General features: G+C 72.3%; 16 protein-coding genes and 1 pseudogene. 2 read left to right on the top strand and 15 right to left on the bottom strand.

The genetic code is table 11. The annotated features are described in order from the left end of the window. Nucleotides 1-100 precede the first annotated feature (100 nt). The 10 genes from J1792_RS15935 to J1792_RS15980 form a co-directional block, all read right to left on the bottom strand. A complete protein-coding gene (locus J1792_RS15935) occupies nucleotides 101-517 on the bottom strand; it encodes a nucleoside 2-deoxyribosyltransferase (protein WP_242645933.1) in 417 nt (138 codons plus the stop codon). A gap of 133 nt (nucleotides 518-650) precedes the next feature. Further along, nucleotides 651-1,268 carry a class I SAM-dependent methyltransferase gene (locus J1792_RS15940; RefSeq protein WP_086573694.1) on the bottom strand — a complete coding sequence of 206 codons (618 nt, stop codon included), beginning with the start codon at nucleotides 1,266-1,268 and terminating at the stop codon, nucleotides 651-653. Nucleotides 1,269-1,332: 64 nt separating this feature from the next. Then, nucleotides 1,333-3,222, bottom strand: a complete 1,890-nt coding sequence (locus tag J1792_RS15945) for a hypothetical protein (protein ID WP_086573692.1) — start codon at nucleotides 3,220-3,222, stop codon at nucleotides 1,333-1,335. A gap of 98 nt (nucleotides 3,223-3,320) precedes the next feature. Continuing rightward, nucleotides 3,321-4,550, bottom strand: a complete 1,230-nt coding sequence (locus J1792_RS15950; RefSeq protein WP_207247525.1) for an MFS transporter — start codon at nucleotides 4,548-4,550, stop codon at nucleotides 3,321-3,323. Between the two features lie 58 nt (nucleotides 4,551-4,608). Then, on the bottom strand, nucleotides 4,609-5,889 hold the full coding sequence (locus J1792_RS15955; RefSeq protein WP_307843005.1) for an ATP-grasp domain-containing protein: 1,281 nt from the start codon (nucleotides 5,887-5,889) through the stop codon (nucleotides 4,609-4,611). After that, entirely contained in the window at nucleotides 5,886-7,064 is a 1,179-nt protein-coding gene (locus tag J1792_RS15960) for a DegT/DnrJ/EryC1/StrS family aminotransferase (protein WP_207247526.1), read from the bottom strand. Before J1792_RS15960 ends, J1792_RS15955 begins: the two co-directional genes overlap by 4 nt. Further along, on the bottom strand, nucleotides 7,061-8,224 hold the full coding sequence (gene blsG, locus J1792_RS15965; RefSeq protein WP_086571596.1) for an arginine 2,3-aminomutase: 1,164 nt from the start codon (nucleotides 8,222-8,224) through the stop codon (nucleotides 7,061-7,063). The genes J1792_RS15960 and blsG overlap by 4 nt, the downstream gene beginning before the upstream one ends. A 97-nt stretch (nucleotides 8,225-8,321) precedes the next feature. After that, complete coding sequence (gene blsF / locus J1792_RS15970; protein ID WP_086571594.1) at nucleotides 8,322-9,284, bottom strand: CGA synthase-related protein; 963 nt, start codon at nucleotides 9,282-9,284, stop codon at nucleotides 8,322-8,324. After that, nucleotides 9,272-10,264: a cytosylglucuronate decarboxylase gene (gene blsE, locus J1792_RS15975; RefSeq protein ID WP_086571592.1), complete on the bottom strand. Its 993-nt coding sequence runs from the start codon at nucleotides 10,262-10,264 to the stop codon at nucleotides 9,272-9,274. The genes blsF and blsE overlap by 13 nt, the downstream gene beginning before the upstream one ends. A gap of 76 nt (nucleotides 10,265-10,340) precedes the next feature. Beyond that, a complete protein-coding gene (locus J1792_RS15980) occupies nucleotides 10,341-11,468 on the bottom strand; it encodes a hydroxymethylcytosylglucuronate/cytosylglucuronate synthase (protein ID WP_372446112.1) in 1,128 nt (375 codons plus the stop codon). A gap of 463 nt (nucleotides 11,469-11,931) precedes the next feature. On the opposite strand from J1792_RS15980, the pseudogene J1792_RS15985 reads away from it, so the two are divergent. Continuing rightward, nucleotides 11,932-13,214 (top strand): annotated as a pseudogene (locus tag J1792_RS15985) (ATP-binding cassette domain-containing protein); the annotation flags it as partial. A 422-nt stretch (nucleotides 13,215-13,636) separates the two neighbouring features. On the opposite strand, the gene J1792_RS15990 reads toward J1792_RS15985, so the two are convergent. The 4 genes from J1792_RS15990 to J1792_RS16000 form a co-directional block, all read right to left on the bottom strand. After that, nucleotides 13,637-13,822, bottom strand: coding sequence for a hypothetical protein (locus tag J1792_RS15990; RefSeq protein WP_207247527.1), 186 nt, complete (start codon nucleotides 13,820-13,822; stop codon nucleotides 13,637-13,639). A 5-nt stretch (nucleotides 13,823-13,827) separates the two neighbouring features. Continuing rightward, nucleotides 13,828-14,079 (bottom strand): hypothetical protein, encoded by a 252-nt coding sequence (locus J1792_RS15995; protein ID WP_207247528.1) that lies wholly within the window; start codon nucleotides 14,077-14,079, stop codon nucleotides 13,828-13,830. Nucleotides 14,080-14,363: 284 nt separating this feature from the next. Further along, nucleotides 14,364-14,789: a DUF6415 family natural product biosynthesis protein gene (locus J1792_RS34140; protein ID WP_242646204.1), complete on the bottom strand. Its 426-nt coding sequence runs from the start codon at nucleotides 14,787-14,789 to the stop codon at nucleotides 14,364-14,366. Nucleotides 14,790-14,847: 58 nt separating this feature from the next. Next, a complete protein-coding gene (locus tag J1792_RS16000) occupies nucleotides 14,848-16,092 on the bottom strand; it encodes a helix-turn-helix domain-containing protein (protein WP_207247529.1) in 1,245 nt (414 codons plus the stop codon). 578 nt (nucleotides 16,093-16,670) lie between these two features. On the opposite strand from J1792_RS16000, the gene J1792_RS16005 reads away from it, so the two are divergent. After that, nucleotides 16,671-17,039: a DUF2690 domain-containing protein gene (locus tag J1792_RS16005; protein ID WP_242645934.1), complete on the top strand. Its 369-nt coding sequence runs from the start codon at nucleotides 16,671-16,673 to the stop codon at nucleotides 17,037-17,039. A gap of 113 nt (nucleotides 17,040-17,152) precedes the next feature. Here the strand turns inward: J1792_RS16005 and J1792_RS16010 are convergent, their stop codons facing one another. Continuing rightward, nucleotides 17,153-17,308: a hypothetical protein gene (locus tag J1792_RS16010; protein WP_207247531.1), complete on the bottom strand. Its 156-nt coding sequence runs from the start codon at nucleotides 17,306-17,308 to the stop codon at nucleotides 17,153-17,155. Nucleotides 17,309-17,837 lie beyond the last annotated feature (529 nt).

A 17,837-nucleotide genomic window follows, 5' to 3' on the forward strand; every position in this document is an offset into this window, starting at 1 on the left:
CCGGGTGTTCCTCACGCTCTCGGGGCCGTGATCGGCCCCGGTCGCGATCACCGTACAGAGGCCGATGGCCGCCGCGGTGCCCGGGTGCGGCGGCCGCCGTTCAGCGTTCGCCCCTCTCCTCCCGGCGGCGGGCCACCGCCTGGTGCAGGGCTTTGTCGACGGCGGTCAGGGCGCCGGCGACGTCGGTGTGGAGCACGTACTCGACCGTGGCCACGGTGTGCAGGCCCTGGACGAGGAAGGTGTAGTCCCGGCCCCTCTCCAGGAGCAGAACGATCGGTTTGCCGAAGGCGCTGGCCCAGCCGATCTCGATGTGGGTGCCGGGAGAGGCGGGGGAGCCCGGGAGGGCGACGAAGGCGTCGGCCTTGCGGATCTCCTCCTGGTCGATCCGGGTGCACACCTCCGGGCGCATCAGGTCCGCCCCCCACGCCTCGCGGCGGTGCGCGTTGTGGACGGAGAGGCCCTGCGCCTCGAAGTGCTTGATCAGGGTGTCGAAGGGGGAGCGGGCGCTCTCGGGCATCTCTCCGGTGGCCGGGTCCAGGAGCTGGAGGAAGGGGCCGGCGAGGAAGACCGAGCGAATGCCCGGGGGTGGGTCACGGCGTCGGCGGCGGGGCGGGGCGCGGATGTCATCGAAGCCTCCAAGGCGGGTGTCGTCAGTCCTTGCGGAAGCACTGGATGTAGGCGTCGCCGCTGGTCCCGTAGGTGTACTCGGTCGTGTCGTACGCCACGTAGGGGTGGCGCTCGACGCGGATGGTGCGGAAGTGCGGCAGGTACTGCCAGCGGAGCTCCGGCTTGGTGCTGAAGAACGGGATGAACACCCCGCCGGGGCGCAGGACGCGGACGACCTCCGGCATGGTCCGGTCCCACAGCTCCTTGTCGGTCCAGACGTCCATGTCGAGGGCCGGGTCGAAGAACATGCCGTCGACGCTCTCCGACGGCAGCTCGAAGACGCGCCGGAAGAAGTCGCCGCGCTCGATGGCGAGGTTGCCGGGCAGCCGCGGGTGCCGGGCGCGGAAGAGGTCCTCGACCTTGTCGAAGAGCTCGAGGACGGTGTGGCTGCGGGTGGCGGGGTTGTTCGCGATGCGCAGGGCGGACAGGCCGAGGCCCAGGCCCACCTCGTAGAAGTCGTGGCCGTACTCGCACAGCATGTCGGCGCTCGCCCACATGAGGTCGCGTTCCCACGCCTGCATGGCCTGCTCGCCGTCGATGCTCAAGGTCACCTCGCCGTCGCGTTCGACGAGTTCGATCGCGGGCGTGGCCTGGTTCTTCATGACAACCGTCCTTCGTCCGTCGGGGCCGGCCAGTGGTGGTTCCGTGGGGCGTGCGCGGGCCGTCTCACGCGCGGCGCGGTACGACGCCGAAGTGGCGCCGGGCGGTGGAGACGGCGAGGTCCTGCACGGCGAAGACCGTGAAGTAGTAGGCCTGGGGCGCGGTGGCCTCGGCGAACCGCACCCGGAAGAGCACGTCCCGGGGCTGCTCGTGCGAGGCCCGCACCTTGACCGTGGCGGGCTCGACCGTGGTGTCCTCGCGCAGGTACGTCGGTACGAACAGGCCGAGCCGTACGGGGCCGGGCCGGGACGCCGTGAGCGCGGCGCGCACCTCCAGCACGCCGCCCTGCCCGACCTCGTCGTCCGCGTACGCCAGCAGCGCGGGCGCGTCGGGCACCCGGAAGGTGACGTCGCCGCAGCGCATGCAGACCGCGCAGGCGGTGTCGAGGACGTGCGGGAGCAGGCCGCGCCGGGTGAACTCCTGGGCGGGGCGGCCGCAGTGGCAGGTCACCTCCCGTACGTGCGGGTCGAGGGAGCTGCGGTCGCCGAAGTGCGCCGGGTAGTTCATGATCTCGTTCTCGGGGTTCTCGGCGACCTGCTCGGCGATCACGTGGTCGAGCGACTGCAGGTCGGCGGTGAGCGAGGCCCGGATCTCCTGCGGCGACCGGTCGGCGGAGTGGGTGGGGCGGGCCACCCACTGGTCCACCTTGCGGGCGAGTCTGGCCAGCCGGGGGCGCAGGGCGTGGTGGTGCGGCAGCAGCTCGGAGGCCAGCAGGGCGGTGAGCCGGCGGCCCGTGGTGAGGACCAGGGGATCGGGCCGGTGGTCGGAGGGCGCCGGCGCGGGGGGCGCGTCGTCCGGATCGCCCGGCATGCCGAAGCGCATGAACGCCGGATAGGGGTGCGAGCCCGCCAGGCTGGCGTTGAGGGTGTCGACCGAGTCCGCGCCGGAGAGGGCGGCGCGCATCCACGCCACGTTCTCGGGCCGGTCCGAGTCGTGCACGGAGACGGCGGAGACGACGGTGCGTGCGGGGCCGTCGAGGGCGTTGAGCAGCAGCTGGTACTTGGGGTCGTAGAGCGCGAGGTCGGCGAGCGGGCCGCTGTTGCAGGCGCTGAGCACCAGCTCCACCGCCTCCACGCGGTGGAGGGGCACGAGCTTGTCCTCCGGCTTGTAGCACGGCAGCCCGTAGGCGCACCGGGGGCCCAGCAGGCCGGGGACGGCGGGAACGGCAGGGTTCAGGCCGCAGATGGTGAACTCGCCGAGGTTGACGCTGTCGTCCTTGCCATGGCCCTGGAAGACGACCCTGCGCCACCGGGTGCCGAGGATCTCCGCCTGGATGTCGGCCCGTTCGAAGTCACGGTCGTCGAAGACCTTGACGCCCGGCAGGTGCGGGGGCCGGTCGGTGTCGGTGAACAGGCCCAGCGCCTTGACGCCGGCGTCCGGGCGGGCGTACTGCTTGGCCACGTTCCAGGCCACGGACGCGCCGTCGCGGCCGCTGAGCAGGGTCAGCGCGTGCTCGGGCCCCCGGTAGGTGGCCAGGAGCAGGGCCCGTACGGGGGAGAGGTTCATGCGGTCGTAGCAGCCGACCACCACCAGCGTGCCCGGGTAGCGGTCGTGGAAGCCGGCGCCGTCGTCGAGCTCCTTCTCGTCGAGCCACTCGCGGGCGAGCGGACGGGCCAGCTCCGCCACCCCGACGGGCAGGTCGCCGGACCCGAGCACCACACCGAAGTCCAGGGGCGCGGGCGGGCGGACGGCACCGTACAGGCCGTTGGCCGCGGCCACGCCGTCGGCCAGATCGGCACGGCCGTCGACCGGTACGGGCACGGGCGCCCGGCCGGGCGCCGCCAGGAACTCCCCGACGGCCGCGGGGAACCGGTCGAGGGCGACCGTACGGAACGGGCCGCTGTCCGGCGAGGCGGACGGCTGCTCGGGCCGCCGGCCGTTGACGGCAGGGTTCATGGGACGTTACCTCGTGTTCTCGGCTGACCTGGACGAGCTGGAAGGACGCTGGAAGAAGGGGGATCGGGCGGGCGGCGGCCGGGCGGGGCCGGCCCCGCTCACGCGGCGCATCGCGCGGGCACGGTCGTACGGCTGCCGAGCAGCCCCCGGCAGGCGAACGCCAGGGCCGCCCCCGCCAGGGCCACGCCCGTCGCCGCCGCGAACACCCCGTGCGGTCCGACCGGTTCCATCAGCAGTCCGCCGGCCTGCTGGCCCACGGCGTCGCCCACGACGGTCGCCAGGGACGCCCAGGTGAACGCCTCCGTCAGCAGCCTGCCGTCCGCGACCGTGCTGACCAGCGTCATCTCGCTCGCCGACACCAGGGCGAGGGGAGCGCTGCCCACCGCGAGGGCCACCCCCAGCGTCAGCTCGGAGACGGCCAGCAGCGGCAGGGCCGTGCCGACGGCGTAGGCGAGCACCAGGCGCGGGAAGCGCCGGTGCACCGCCACCTCCGACTGCGAACGCCCCAGCCACAGCGCACCGACCGCACTGCCGACCCCCCAGCACGCGTACACCACGCCCGTGCTGCCCGGCGACCCGTGCGCGTCGACGAAGGCGGGAATCGCCAGCGTCATCAGACCGATGGGCACCGCGCACACGGCCATGACGCCCGTCAGCGCCAGCATTGCCGGCTCCCTGAGCGGCCCCAGCAGGCTGTGCGGCACCCCGTCCGGGCGGGGGCTCGCCGCCGCCGTGCCGGCGGGCAGCCGCGTGAGGGCCAGCCCCAGGGCGCCGACGCCGCCGATGGTGGCCACCGTCGTCAGCGCCAGGGACGCCGATCCCGTGATCATCAGCGCGGCCAGCATCAGCGGCGCCCCGATGACCAGCACTTCGGTGAGCAGCGCCTCCCACAGGTAGGCGATCTCCCGTTCGTCGTCCCGGAGCGGAAGCCGCGCCCACAGCGAGCGCATGCAGGCGTTGGCGGGCGGCAGGGCCACACCGGCGACGGCCGCCACGACGGGCTGCGCCCCGTCATCCGGACCGGTGGCCCACACCAGCACGGCGAGGGCCGACGGGTAGAGCAGGCCGGTGGCGACGAGCACCGGGCGCCGCCCCCTGCGGTCGACGTACCGGGCGATGAGGGGCCCGCCCACCGCCATGCCGACGGTGTAGAGGGCGGCCACCAGCCCGGCCCGCGCATAGCTGCCGCCCTGCTCGCGGACGACCAGCACCATCGCCAGCGACATCAGGTACACCGGCATCCGGGCGACCACGCTCCACCAGGCCGGGCCCGCGACATGGCGGCGCGTCAGCAGCTCGAGGAACCGGCGGGGCAAGCCGTTCGACACTGTCTCGGTCTCCGTTCGGTGGCCGCGCGGGGCGGGCGGGGTCGGGGCCGGCCGGGGGTCAGGGGTGCGGGGCGGGGGCCTCCCGCGCCCCGGCGGCGGGGGCCACGTCGATCGTGAAGACGCCCAGGACCTCGCGCATGCGCTGCTCCACCTCGCCGATCGACGTGCCGGTCACATGGACGTACCCGGACGCGTTGTGCGAGGCACGGCGTGCCGCCACCGCGTCGCCGACGCCCACCCTGAGAACGGCGTCGACGACCCCGGGGATGCGCAACAACTCCTCCCGGGGAGTGACGGCCCGCACGACGCCCGAGCCCGGCAGCGGCAGCAGCAGGTCGCCCGCGCAGCGCCGCTCGCCGTACCGCAGCGCGGGGCGCCGGCCCAGGTAGACGTCCAGCGTGGCGCCGAAGACGTCGAAACCGTAGGCGTGTCCGTGGTTGGCGGTGATCTCGCAGCCCGCCAGCCGCACGCCGATCTCGCCGGCGTAGGCCTCCCCGTCGACGGCGAAGAACTCCATGTGGAGGTAGCCGTGGTCGAGGTCCATGCCGGTGACGATCCGCTGCAGCAGGGCCCTCAGGTCCAGGGGCGGCCCCTCGCCGGTGGCGACGCTGATGTTGGCGTTCATCGCGCCGTCGACGATGTCCAGCGGGCGGCACGGCATCGCGCTCGGCCAGGCGTCCAGCACCCGCCCGTCGTGGACGAGGCCGCACACCTCCCACTCGGTGCCGCCGAGGTACTCCTCCACCATCCACTCCCGCGCGCCGAAGTCGATCCCGGCGAGCGAGGACGGCCCGGCCAGCCGGAAGGTGTCCACGCAGGCGAAGGAGTCGGTGGGCTTGAGCACCAGCGGCCAGCCGCACTCCGCCGCGAACCGCTCGGCGTCGGCCGCGCACGCCACGCGCGCGTACCGGGCCGTACGCAGCCCCAGTTCCCGGAAGCGGTCCTTCATGGCGGCCTTGTCCCGCACCCACGTCACCTGCCGTTCCGACAGGTGCGGCAGGCCCGCCAGCCGCGCGAACCGCTGGGCCACCGCCTGCCGGGGCTCCGAGGGGTTGCAGAAGCGGCCGGGCGGTACGGGCAGGCCGGCGGCCCACTCCCCGTAGCGCCGGACCTCCTCCTCCAGCGGCACCCCCTCGAGCACCCAGAACGCCGGCAGGTGCGCGGTCTCGCGCAGATAGTCCTCCGACAGGTCGCGGCGGACCTCGGCGAAGCGCAGCAGCACCAGCCGCCCGGCCAGGTGCCGGGCCGCGTACCGGGTGAAGGAGGTGGCGCGGTCGTCCGCCATCAGCAGCACCGGGCCGTCCTCCGGGCCGGCTCCCGTCGCGGGGCCGCCGTTCACACCGCCTCCAGCGCCTGGCGCAGGGCCTTGACCGCGAGGACCTGGTCCTGCTCGGAGAGCTCCGGCGACAGCGGCACGCACAGGGTGCGGTCCAGCAGGTCGCGGGTGCGGGCGAAGCGGTCGCGGCTGAGCAGCAGCGGGTGGTCCGGGGCCAGGCTCCAGGGGAAGCCGTCGGCGTAGAGGGACCGCCGGCCGGTGAACACCGGGTGCTCCGGCAGCAGGTACTTGTTCAGCGTCCAGCTGGCGATGCCGCGCCCGGTGAGCGAGGCCACGGCCGCGTCGCGCAGTTCCCGGCTCTCCCACCGGAACCGCAGGCTGATCTTCACGTCGCCCGTGGCCCGGGGCAGGACCCGCAGGTCCGTGCGGTCCGGCAGCGCGTCCATGGCGATCGCGTGGTGGCGCTCGAGCCCGGCGAGCACCTCGTCGAGGTGGCGGAACTGCTGGAACTGGATGGCGGCCACCCCCTCGCTGGTGACGAAGTTCTCGCCGTAGTGGGCGTCGGGGTCCCACGTCGGGTAGCGGCCGGGCACCCGGGCCGAGCCGTGGTCGTGGTAGCGGCGCATGGTCGCCCACGCGGCGGGGTCGCACGTCGCGATCAGGCCGCCCTCGCCGGAGGTGAGCACCTTGTTGTGATGGAAGCTGAACGTGCCGGCGTAGCCGGCGGTCCCGGTGTGCCGGCCGTCGGGGAAGACCGCGCCGAGCGCCTGGGCGCAGTCCTCGACGACGTAGGGCACACCCTCCGGCAGCGGCGCGACCGTTCCCTCCATATGGGCGACGATCACCCGCTCGGTGCCCGGCGGCAGCAGGGCGGTGTCCAGGGACAGGGAGTCGTCGACGTCGACGAGCACGGGGATCAGCCCGCTGGAGAGCACCGCGCCCGCGACGGCCACGAACGTGACCGCCGGGATGTGGACGAGGTCGCCGGTGCGGGGGCGGGTGGAGATCAGGGCCAGCCGCAGGGCCTCGGTGCAGTTGTGCACCGCCAGGACGTGCGGTGCGCCCAGGCGTTCGGCGACGCGGCGCTCCAGGCGGGAGGCGACGCTCTCGCCCTCCGTCTGGTAGCGGAACAGCACGCCCTGCTCGATCGCCTCGCGCAGCTCCCGCATGTCCGACCAGTCGAGGTAGTTGGCCCCGTAGGGCAGGAAACGCTGTCCGAGTCGCTTGCCGAGGCTCATCGCGCATCACGCTCCGTGATCGGGTACGCGGCGGTGTCGACGGCCATCTCCTCGCCCCGGTGATTGCGCAGGCTCAGCCCGTCGGGGGTGCGGGTGAAGTACGGCCGGGCGAGGGGGACCTTGCCGATCCTGGTGGTCAGGACGTACTGCGGCACTCCGAAGCCGGTGATGTGGCCCTGCAGGCCCTCCATGATCTCCCAGCCCTTCTCCACGGAGGTCATGAAGTGGGCGACACCGGTGACGTTGTCGCAGTGGTAGAGGTAGTAAGGACGCACGCGGATGCGCAGCAGCTCGGTCATCAGCGTGCGCATCGTGGCGACGTCGTCGTTGATCCCGCGCAGCAGTACGGTCTGGTTGCCCACCGGAACGCCGTGGCGCAGCAGCCGGTCGACGGCGGCGGCGGACTCCTCGGTGATCTCCTTGGGGTGGTTGAAGTGCGTGTTGAGCCACACCGGATGGTGGCGGGCGAGCATCTCGCACAGGCCGTCGGTGATGCGCTGCGGCAGCAGCACGGGGAACCGGCTGCCGATGCGGATGATCTCCACGCTGGGGATCGCCCGCAGCCCCGAGACGATCTCCTCGAGCTTGCCGTCCTGGTACGACAGCGGGTCGCCGCCCGTCAGCAGGACGTCGCGGATCTCGGGATGCTCGGCGATGTAGCGCAGGTCCTCGTCGAACGAGCCGCCCTCGTCGTCGCGGAAGTAGGTGCCGCTGACGTCGGTGGTGTGGAACTTGCGGGTGCAGTGCCGGCAGTAGACCGGGCACGCCTCGGTGACCAGCAGGATCACCCGGTCCCGGTACTTGTGCACCACCCGGTTGGTCTTTCGGTAGTAGGTGTCGCCGACCGGGTCGACGTCGCTGCCGGGAAACCGCTCGAATTCGCCCGGCGCGGGCACGGCCTGCAGGCGGATGGGGCAGGCGGGGTCGTCGGGGTCCATCAGGGACGCGTAGTACGGGGTGATGCTCCAGCGGTACCTGCCGGCGGAGTCGGCGATGGCCTTCTCCTCGTCGGGCGTCAGGCGCAGCCACCGGCGCGCCTTCTCGGTGGTGTTGACGCGCTTGCGCATGTGCCAGCGCCAGTCGTCCCACTCCGCGGCGGGGATGCGGGGCCGGAAGCCGGGGTCTGCTGTCGCGTCGTGTTCGCCGTGCGTGCCGGGCATGGCGGCTCCAGTGTCGACGGGCGGTCGGTGACTCATGTCGAGACTCGTGTCGATGGCTCATGACGTGCGAGGCCCCGCGTCGCCGCGGAACGGCTGGTCACGGAGGTGCGAACGTGAGCTGGCGCAGCCCGCGGGCGACCCGCTGGGCCCCCCGCAGGTCGTCCGGCGCCGGATCGAGCGCGCTCCACGGCGCCGCGCCCCCGGAGGGCGTCCACGGGGACGGGTCGCCCGGGTCGCCGGCCACGGGAACGGGGAGCGCGCGGGCCACCCGCCCGGCCAGGTCCCGCTGCGCGGGCCCCAGCGGGGGCAGCAGGGTCAGGGGCGCGCACCGGGCGTGGGCGAGCACCAGCGCCCCCAGCGTCGGCGAGGCCACGAAGGCCCCGGCGGCGGCGTGCAGCGCGTCCACGTCCACGTCGGCGGCACGGCTCAGCCGCACCCGCCCGGCCTCGCCGGCTTCCTCGAGCGCGGAACGCAGCAGGCCGAGCCGGGTGTCGCCGACCACCTCGCACCGCCCGCCGATGTCCGTCGCCGCCCGGACCAGCGCCCGCAGCGGCCCCTTCGCGAACGCCTCGGCCTCGGCGTCCGGTACGCCCCAGAGGGACAGCAGGAGCAGCGCCCCCGCACGCACCCGGTCCCTGGCGGTACGGGCCGGGGCCAGACTCCCCGTGGGCCGGGCGCCGCCCCCGGGCGGCCAGGGGCCGGGCAGCCACCCGGGCCGGTGCAGCCGTGACAGCGCCCCGTCCGGGGAGCACGCGGCGGTCGTCCCCGGGTGTCCCGAGCGCAGGTGGACCACCGGTACGCCGCGCTCCAGCAGGCGGCGGGCGGCCGTCTCGTCGTCGCAGACCAGCGCCGCGTCCGGCGGCGCCCCGCCGGCGTCCGCCGTCGTGGCGACCCCGCCGAGGTGCGCGGCGACGCGCCGGCAGGCCAGCACCGAGTCGAGTTCCTCGTCCCGCGAGACCAGCAGCACGCGGCGGCGCGGTCCGGCGGCCGGTGCGGGGTTCAGAGGTGAACTGCCGTACCGCGGGAGCGGGGTCGTGCCGCCGGGGTTCAGTACGTCCATGGCGGCACCGACCCGAGCCGGGCGACGTCGTCGCTGTAGCCGGCGGCCGTGGTGGAGCAGCCCCCGCACAGGGCGGGGCCGTTCTCGCGGAAGTAGTCGGCGTGCGCCCGGAAGACGGGGGTGTCCAGCAGGACCGTGCCGTTCTCGCGCAGGGGGGCGCCGCCGGCCGGGGTGTCGCCGTCCTCGCGGTGCGGCAGGCAGCTGCAGGCGTACATCCGCCCGAACCGTCCGTCGACGTAGATGACGTCGTCCACCACGTGGCACAGCGGCCGGGAGGCGCGCGGGGTCAGGGAGCGGGTGAAGTACCGCTGCTGTTCCTCGGCGGTGTCCCCGTAGAACCGCTTGCCCAGCGGAACCAGCAGGGAGCGCGGGTCGGCCTCGTAGACCGGGTCGCACACCTCGCGCACGTGGCCGGGGTCGGGGTAGGTGATGGCGCGTTCCAGCTTCAGCGCGGACAGCTCCCACTGGCGTACGCCCGCCTCGGTGAGGACCTGCTGCAGCAGGGGCACCTCGGTGTAGTTGTGCGGCCCGACCACCGTGTTGACCCGCGTCAGCACGCCGAGTCCGGCGGCGGCGCGCAGGCCGCGCAGACCGTTGTCGAACATGCCGGGGGAGCGGCGGTAGACGTCGTGGGTCGCGCCCGAGCCGCCGTCCAGGCTGACGATCACCTGGGCCAGGCCCGCCGCCGCGAGCCGTCCGGCCATCCTGGGCAGCATCATCCCGTTGGTGATGAGCGACATCCGCATGCCCGCCGCCGTGCCCGCGGCCACCAGGTCCACGACGTCCTGGTGCATCAGGGGCTCGCCGCCGGTGAAGCGTACGTACCCCACCCCGGCGGCCAGGGCCTTGGGCAGCAGGTCGTCGAAGTCGGCGGGGGAGAAGCGGTAGGCGTCGCGGGAGAGGGCGAACTCGCACATGAAGCAGTCGGCGTTGCAGGCTTCCAGGATCCTGATGAAGAGGTAGCGCTGACGCTCACGCATCGGGACGAGGCCTTTCGGGCGGCGAGGACGTGGGTGGCGACGGCCGGGTTCGAGAACTCGGCGACGAGGGCCGGGTTCAGGAGCTCGGCGGCGACTGCCCCGCCGCCGCCAGCACGGCGTCGGCCACCTGCGCGGCGCCCCCGGTGCCGACGGCCGTGGCGAGCGCCCCCCAGTCGGCGGGTTCGGCGGTGTGCCGCAGGGCGGCCAGGATGCGGTCGCTGAGGGCCGCCACCACGCGCTCGGCGTCCGCTCGCGCGGCCGCCCGGCCGATCGCTTCGTAGATCAGTTCCAGTGCGTGGTCCTCGCCCTTCGCGCGCATGGCCAGGACGTCGTCCTCGCGCAGGACGTCCGCGGGCCAGGTGACCTGGACGTCGGCGCCGACCGCTTGGCGTTGGAACCGGGCGTTGAAGATCTGGCTGAGGTTCTGCGGGGGCAGGCAGAGGGTGGGCACGCCCAGGCTGCCGGCCTCCAGCAGCGTGGTGAGCCCCGGGGAGGTGAGGAGCGCGTCGCAGCCGGCCAGTTCGGCGAGGAACGCGGCGTGGGGGAGCGCCCCGGCGGTCACCCGCAGGGGCAAGGGGGACCGGCCGACGAAGTCGGCGAGGAGTCCGGCCGAGAGGTTGCCCGTCAGCCGGACGTCGCGCACGCCGTGGGCGGCGAGCGCCTCGAGGACGGCGGGGACGACCAGGCGCGGGTAGCTCGTCCAGTCGGCGAGCCGTGGCGCGCGCAGACCGCCCAGGCTGACGACGACCTTGCGGCAGGGCCGCCCGGTGCTCCCGCCCGCGCGGGGCACGGGAGGCGTGCCGACGATCGCCTCGACCCAGCGCAGCCGGGGGATGGACGCCAGGATCCCCTGGCACTCGGGCGGGAGCTCGGGGGAGCGCTGGGCGCAGTAGACGGTCGCGTCGAGCGGCAGAGAGGGGCGGTCGCCCTCGGTCCACAGGAACGGCAGGCTGTCCACGAACACGGTCGGCACGCCGGCCGCCTCCAGCGCCGCCGCGACCGGCCCGTCCAGCACCACCAGGGCCACCTCGACCCCTTGGGAGCGTACGACCTCCTCGAGCGCGGCCCGTGCGGCCGGCCCGGACTCCGGCAGGTCGTACCAGCGTTCGACGGGGTGTTCGGTCAGCAGGGGGCGGCCGAGGCCGGAGCCGAGTCCGACGAACCGCAGCGGCACCGGTGACCTCTCGCACAGCGCGGACAGCACCGCGCTCAGCTTTCCCGAGCTGCCCCAGCCGAACTCGGCCCCCGACAGGGCGATGGTGAGGGCCTCCCGGCCCGGTGCGGGACCGGGGGTGGGGGCGCTGGGGGAGGTGCGGCGGACGGACTTCGGGATCTCGACGCATCAGTGATCTTCCGGCTTCCTCGGGGGATAGGTGCCGGGGCCAACTTTCGCGCAGGGTCGTTGGAGGCACAAGGACGGGCATCGTTGGATTTCGGTCACGCGATGATGAATCAGGTGACAATAGATAAGTAGGTTAAATCCTCTTTTTATTGTCCCTGTGCCCCACGAGGTGCTCCGGCATGCCCACTGTGGCCCCTGAGGTGAACCCGGCAGTGCCCGGCTCGCCGACGAGGGGCGTACGCCCCGACGCGCACGGCCGGGCGGAAGACAACGGCGTGGCCTTAATGAGCCGGAGACCGAGCGCACCCGCGGCTACGCTTCCCGCATGGGCTACCTCGAGGCCGGCGCCCTCGCCCACACCCTGGCCGACGGGCGCGAACTCTTCCGCGATGTGTCGTTCCGGCTGCCCGGCGGCGAGACCGTCGCCCTGATCGGCGACAACGGCGCCGGCAAGACCACCCTCCTGCGGATACTGTCCGGGGCGCTGCCCGCCGGGCAGGGGACGGTACGCAGCCAGGGGGCCGTCGCCGTGATGCCGCAGTTCATCGGCAGCCTCCGCGACGGCCGCACCGTACGCGACCTGCTGCTGTCCGTCGCACCCCCGCGTCAGCGGGCCGCCGCGGCCGCCGTCGACGCCGCCGAACTCGCGCTCATGGACCACGACGACGAGCCCGCCCAGCTGCGCTACGCCGAAGCCCTCACCGCCTGGGGCGAGGCCGGCGGCTACGAGGCCGAGGTCCTCTGGGACACCGTCACCGTCGCGGCCCTCGGCCTGCCCTTCTCCACCGCCCAGTTCCGCGACGTCTCCACCCTCTCCGGAGGAGAGCAGAAACGCCTCGTCCTGGAGGCCCTCCTGCGCGGCACGGCGGACCTGCTCCTGCTCGACGAGCCGGACAACTACCTCGACGTCCCCGGCAAGCGCTGGCTCGAGGAACAGCTCCGGCGCACCCGCAAGGGCGTCCTGCTCGTCACCCACGACCGCGAGGTCCTCAGCCGGACGGCCACCCAGGTGGTCACCCTGGAGGGCGGCTCGGCCTGGACGCACGGAGGCGGCTTCGCCACCTGGCACGCCGCCCGCGAGGCCCGCTGGGAACGGATCGCGGAACTGCGCCGCCGGTGGAGCGAGAAACACGAGCAGCTCGAGGACCTCGTCCGCACCCTGCGCCGGCAGGCGTCCATCAGCGACGAGATGGCCTCCCGCTACCACGCCGCCCAGACCCGGCTGGCGAGGTTCGAGGCCGAAGGCCCCCGCCGGCCCCGCCCCGCACGCAGCGCGTCGCCCCCGCCCTGCGCGGCGGCCGCACCGCGCTCAGGGCCGTCACCTGCCGGGACCTCGAACTCACCGGCCTCATGCGCCCCTTCGACCTGGAGGTCTTCTTCGGCGACCGCGTCTGCGTCCTGGGCTCGAACGGCTCGGGCAAGAGCCACTTCCTGCGCCTGCTGGACGAGAGCGGCGCCGACGCCCCGCCCACCGTCGGCCACTCCGGCACCTGCCGCCTGGGCGCACGCGTACGGCCGGGCCTGTTCGCCCAGACCCACCGGCACCCCGAATGGGCGGGCCGCACCCCCGCCGACATCCTCGGCCGCGGCGACGGCGACCGGCAGGGCGTCGACCTGATCTTTGGACATACTGTGACCTGCGACGATACAGATACCGGGACATTTCGATGCGGTTTGATGTCGCTCGATGTTGCTGAACGCGCCCTAGATCCGGAACGGGGTACCCACGGGAACACGCACAGGGCGACTCGCCCTTCCGCCGCCAGAGGTGACTGGAAAAAACCCGTACCGCAGGGCGGCAGAGGTGAGCCCCTGGTCACGAGGGCCAGGGGCTCAGACCCCCGCACATCCGCCTGGGGAGCAGGACAGTGCAGGGGTCGGCTTCAAGGGGGGAGCGGGCGAGGGCACATCAGGTCGTCGTGAGGTATGCCTTGCGCCCGCTGCAGCGGGTGGTAGGAGAGTGCTGCGGCTGTTGCCATGGCCAATTACTTGAAACTGGCCCTATCTGCAGCATGCCCCTACTCGCGCTCCTAACGGAACCGCTGCTGCGGCTCGTCGGCCTCGCGCTGCTCGTCGAGCGAGAGGAGCCGGCGCTGCTCCTTGCACAGCCAGCAGACGACGATGTCGCTGGGCTGGCCCTCATGGTGGACCCTGGCGACCGTGATCGGCCGGATCGTCGACCGCCCGCACGCGCAGCACTTGCGCTCTGCTGGCATGCGGCTCACGGCTCCTCCTGGTGCCCGGGCCGGCCCAGCTCGGCTGGCTTCAGCAGCGCGCGTAGCGCGGTGGGATCGCACAGCATGTCCTCGCTGTTGGGCGGCGCCATCAGCCAGTAGGTGCCCGGTCCGTCCCAGTAGTGCGGGGGCGGTATACCGAGGCAGGTGTCCCGGCCGAGAACCTCGAGCCCATTGGTGGAGTGCGCTACAGCGCCCGGCGGCACGAGCGCGTAATGCCAGCGGTGCGTGTTGTCCACGATTACCGCGCTTCTGATTCCGCGGTAGCGCAGTGCCCACTCGAGGGACTCGCGGCCGGCGGATTCGGTGACTCCCTGAATGGTGGAGGCCGGTAGCCGGATGACATCGAAGCATCGACCGACCTGGAGCAGGGCAGGTCTGCCCTGCTTCCACTCCTCCCAGGCTGGCCCAGGGTTGTCGTCACGTGAGACGAGCCATGCCCCAGCCTTGTGACACCTGCTGAGCATGGTCAGCCACTGCCTTGCTCGTTGCTGGGCATGCGACGGGGGAAGCTCCGCCGGGGTCACCACTGGGCTTCCGGGTGGAACTTGAGCAGGGAGCTGCAGGCCTTGGCCAGGGCCAGGGCGTGGCCGACGGCTGCCTTTTGCCCGGTGCCGGGGAGACGGGTGATCACTTTCATTGCGCGGCCGAGGGTGTCCAGCCGAGCCGTGTGCTCATGGGCGAACGACGACTCGAGCTGACCCTGCACCATGCACGTGAGCCGTCGCGAGTGCTCACGCAGACGGGCGGCAGCCGAGGCCAGCCCTTTGTCTACCGGACCGTGAAGGTCAGCGAATCCCTTGAGGACAGCATCGATGTCCGATGCAACCTGCGAGAAGTCTGGAAGACATTCGGGCCCTCTGTCGCACTCTCGGCTGTTCTTGTCGTTGTGCCATGGTGTGTCCACGGAGGCCCCCGGGCTTTGACTGCTGGTTGGGCCGCTGACCATAGGCGCGCCGGGGGAAGGGAAGGGGCAGGAATCCTGCCCCTCGCTCAAGCGTTCGCCGCTAGGCTGCCAGCGTCCCCAGCTTGACGGCCAGCTCGCTGGCCCGTCGTCGCCGCCCCGGGCTCTTCGACTCCGTCTCCTCCAGCACGATCCGCCGCGCGTACCCGTTGTACGCGATCGTTTCCGGCGCACATTCGTGGGCCTTCGCCAGGGCTGCTAGCGCCGCGTCTGGCTGTCCGTCCAGCTGGAGGGCGCGGGCTTCCTCGATGCGGTGCCTGGACCTGCGCGGCAGCGAGGGGATGGTGTCGGCGTCCGCCCGTGCCGCCTGCCGCACCGACTCGCCCCCGGAATGCAGCTCGACGGCGACAGTGACAGCGTGAGCCGACATCACCGCATGGGAGAAGGACGTGATGGGGTGGTAGTAGCTCTTGGGCAGCCCTTGGGCCGTCGCATGTGCCTTCTTCCACCAGCTCCACGCGGTACCAGATGTGCCCCTTCGGGCCGCGGTGTACCCCGCCTCAAACTGCAGCGCGCCGGCAACTGCCCGGACATCGTCGCTCGCGTCCGGGAGGAACTGCTCCAGGAACTCGAGAGTGGTCCGGTTGACCGAGTCCGCGGCATCGAAGTGCGCGGCATCGCGGTGCGCCTGGACGGTGAGCCACGCGGCCACGCCGATGGCGTGGAGGTCCTCGGACTCCTGGGCTGCGACCATGCCCCGCTCAGCCACCCGCCATAGCAGCGCAGAGTCTGGCTGGTAGGCCACGAAGAACTGTCCGAGCGAGTAGACCTCGGACAGGATCGCTTGCGCTGCGCGTCGATCGGCCGCTGCCTCGGCCTGCCTCACGGCCAGCTGCGCGTCACGGATCAGGTCGGGGAGCAGTCCACCGATGACCTCGCGGTGATTGCGCGCTTCATGGCGAGCAGCCCATGCGCGGTCGAGGCGCAGCCGCAGATGCGCCGTGGACGGTGCTTGTCGATCTGAGGCCAGTGGGTAGGCGTTGACGGCTGCCTGGACGGCTGGCAGAAGGGGATGGCCAGGCCCGATGAATAGATCAACGGGCAGGGTCTGGTCACCGGTTAGGTCGGCGAGGTCGCGCACACGAAGCACTTCGGCAATGCGGAGAATCATGGGCAAGGATGGCGTGTGGATGGCGCCGTTCTCGACCTGCTTCACCCACGAGGGTGAACGCCCGAGCAGGCCGCCGAGGACTGGTCGGCTCATCCCGCGTCGTGTGCGGAGAACTTGCATGCGCTGACCGAAGACAAGCGGGTTTGTGTACGGGTCCGGGGTAGCATCAACTGGCATGGCCTTGCCCCTCTCTGTGCAGCTCGACACTGTCAGGGTATGGGGCAAGGCCGATTTCGTGTGAGTGAGTCCACATCGCAAGCGATGTGCAGGACGGCAGAGGAACGCCCCGCCCCCTGCGTCGTGGGGCGGGGCGGTGAGCAGCAGCCAGCAGCTCCAATAGATGACTCCAGGCTACCGGCCACCACTGACACCAGCGCCGGCGAACGCGCCCTCGAGAACCTGGGCAATGGACTCGTCATGACGTTCCCTTAAGCGCCAGGATTCGGAGCCCCGGAAGGCCCATCCACGACCCCTCGCTCGCGACGCCGACGGGTCACGTACCGATGCAGGTCCCCGAGGATCACATCGGTTATCAGCGGTGCTTGCGCCAGAGGGCAGCCTCTGAGAGGGATGGAGCTGTACCCACATTCGGGTGATGATCCATGGCTTCCGCCCCGACTCGGCAGCTACGGCGGCTATCAAGAATCTGGCGGAGCCGATCACCAGGCTCTGCGACATCCCCGATCCGGAAAGGGTCATGTATGACCGTCCAACGCTCGTTAGTGTCGTCCTTAGGGGCAGTCACCCTCGCGGTGATGGCGCTGCTTGGTCCCGCCACCGCGGCCGAGGCAGCTGGCTGTGCTGGGAACACGTGCACCGGCAAGAACCCGCACTCGCAGGGTTGCGACCAGGGCGCCGACGTCCTCGATCGTGCGATCCCCTCAGGAGGAGGGCCTCGGGTCGAGCTGCGCCGCTCGAAGCGGTGCAGCGCTGCATGGGCCCGCTTCGATGGCCCTGCCAACGAGAACTGGCGCGCGAAGCTGGATATTCAGGGGCGCAAACCGGTCATCATTCACGCTTCGCAGAGCTACGCGGCCTACACCACCATGGTCGGCACCAGCAGCCGCTACCGGGCCTGTATCGAGGAGTACGGTGGCGGCTGGACCTGCACGAAGTGGCATTAACGCCCCACACACTGGCGGTGTATCCCGCGCTACATGGTTCGTCGGAGCCTGAAGTGTGGTTCTCAGCCAGAACGTGACGACGCCCCGCTGTCCCTGAGGACAGCGGGGCGTTCTCATGCGGTGGTGTCGTAGCCGTCGAGCGGCGGTGGTGGCGGTTCGGGACTGGGCTCGGGCTGTGGTTCGGCGAGGCCGAGGTCCTCGAGCGTGCCCATGTCGACAGCCGGTGTCATCCGCGGCTGCACGGGTACCGGGGCGGGTTGCTCGGGCATGCTCCTCCGTTCCTGCACAGCGCACGGAGCGGGGGCGTAGGGGCCGCGAGGTTAGCGACCTCGGCGGCGTTGGGGTTCCAGAGTGGGGTTCTGCTGTTGTGGGGGCGGGGCTGGTGAGGGTTCCGGTGCCGGAGTACATGTGTAGTGGGTTGAACTGGCCGGCTCGGGAGTGCACGTGTGCGTCTTGCCGGTGCCGTCGGTGAAGGTCCAGCCCGCTGGTGGCGGTCCTACTGGGCCGCGCTCGCCGGGGTCTCCTTTCGGGCCCTGTGGGCCGGGGACGGTGGAGTCCGCTCCGGGTTTGCCGGGCGGGCCGCTTGGCCCTGGCACGGTGGAGTCCGCGCCTGGTTTTCCCGGGGCCCCGGAGGGCCCGGGCGGGCCGGATGCCGTGGATGCCGGGCCGGGCGGCCCTGGCGGCCCTGGCGGCCCTGATGGGCCGGGAGGGCCGGACTTCGATGGGCCGGTCTCTCCCCGGCTCCCGGGAGGGCCGGCTATCGGCTTCTCGCCAAGACCTTGGACCTGGCGCGCCAGC

It is taken from the genome of Streptomyces triculaminicus, assembly GCF_017349075.1.
GTDB lineage: Bacteria > Actinomycetota > Actinomycetes > Streptomycetales > Streptomycetaceae > Streptomyces > Streptomyces triculaminicus.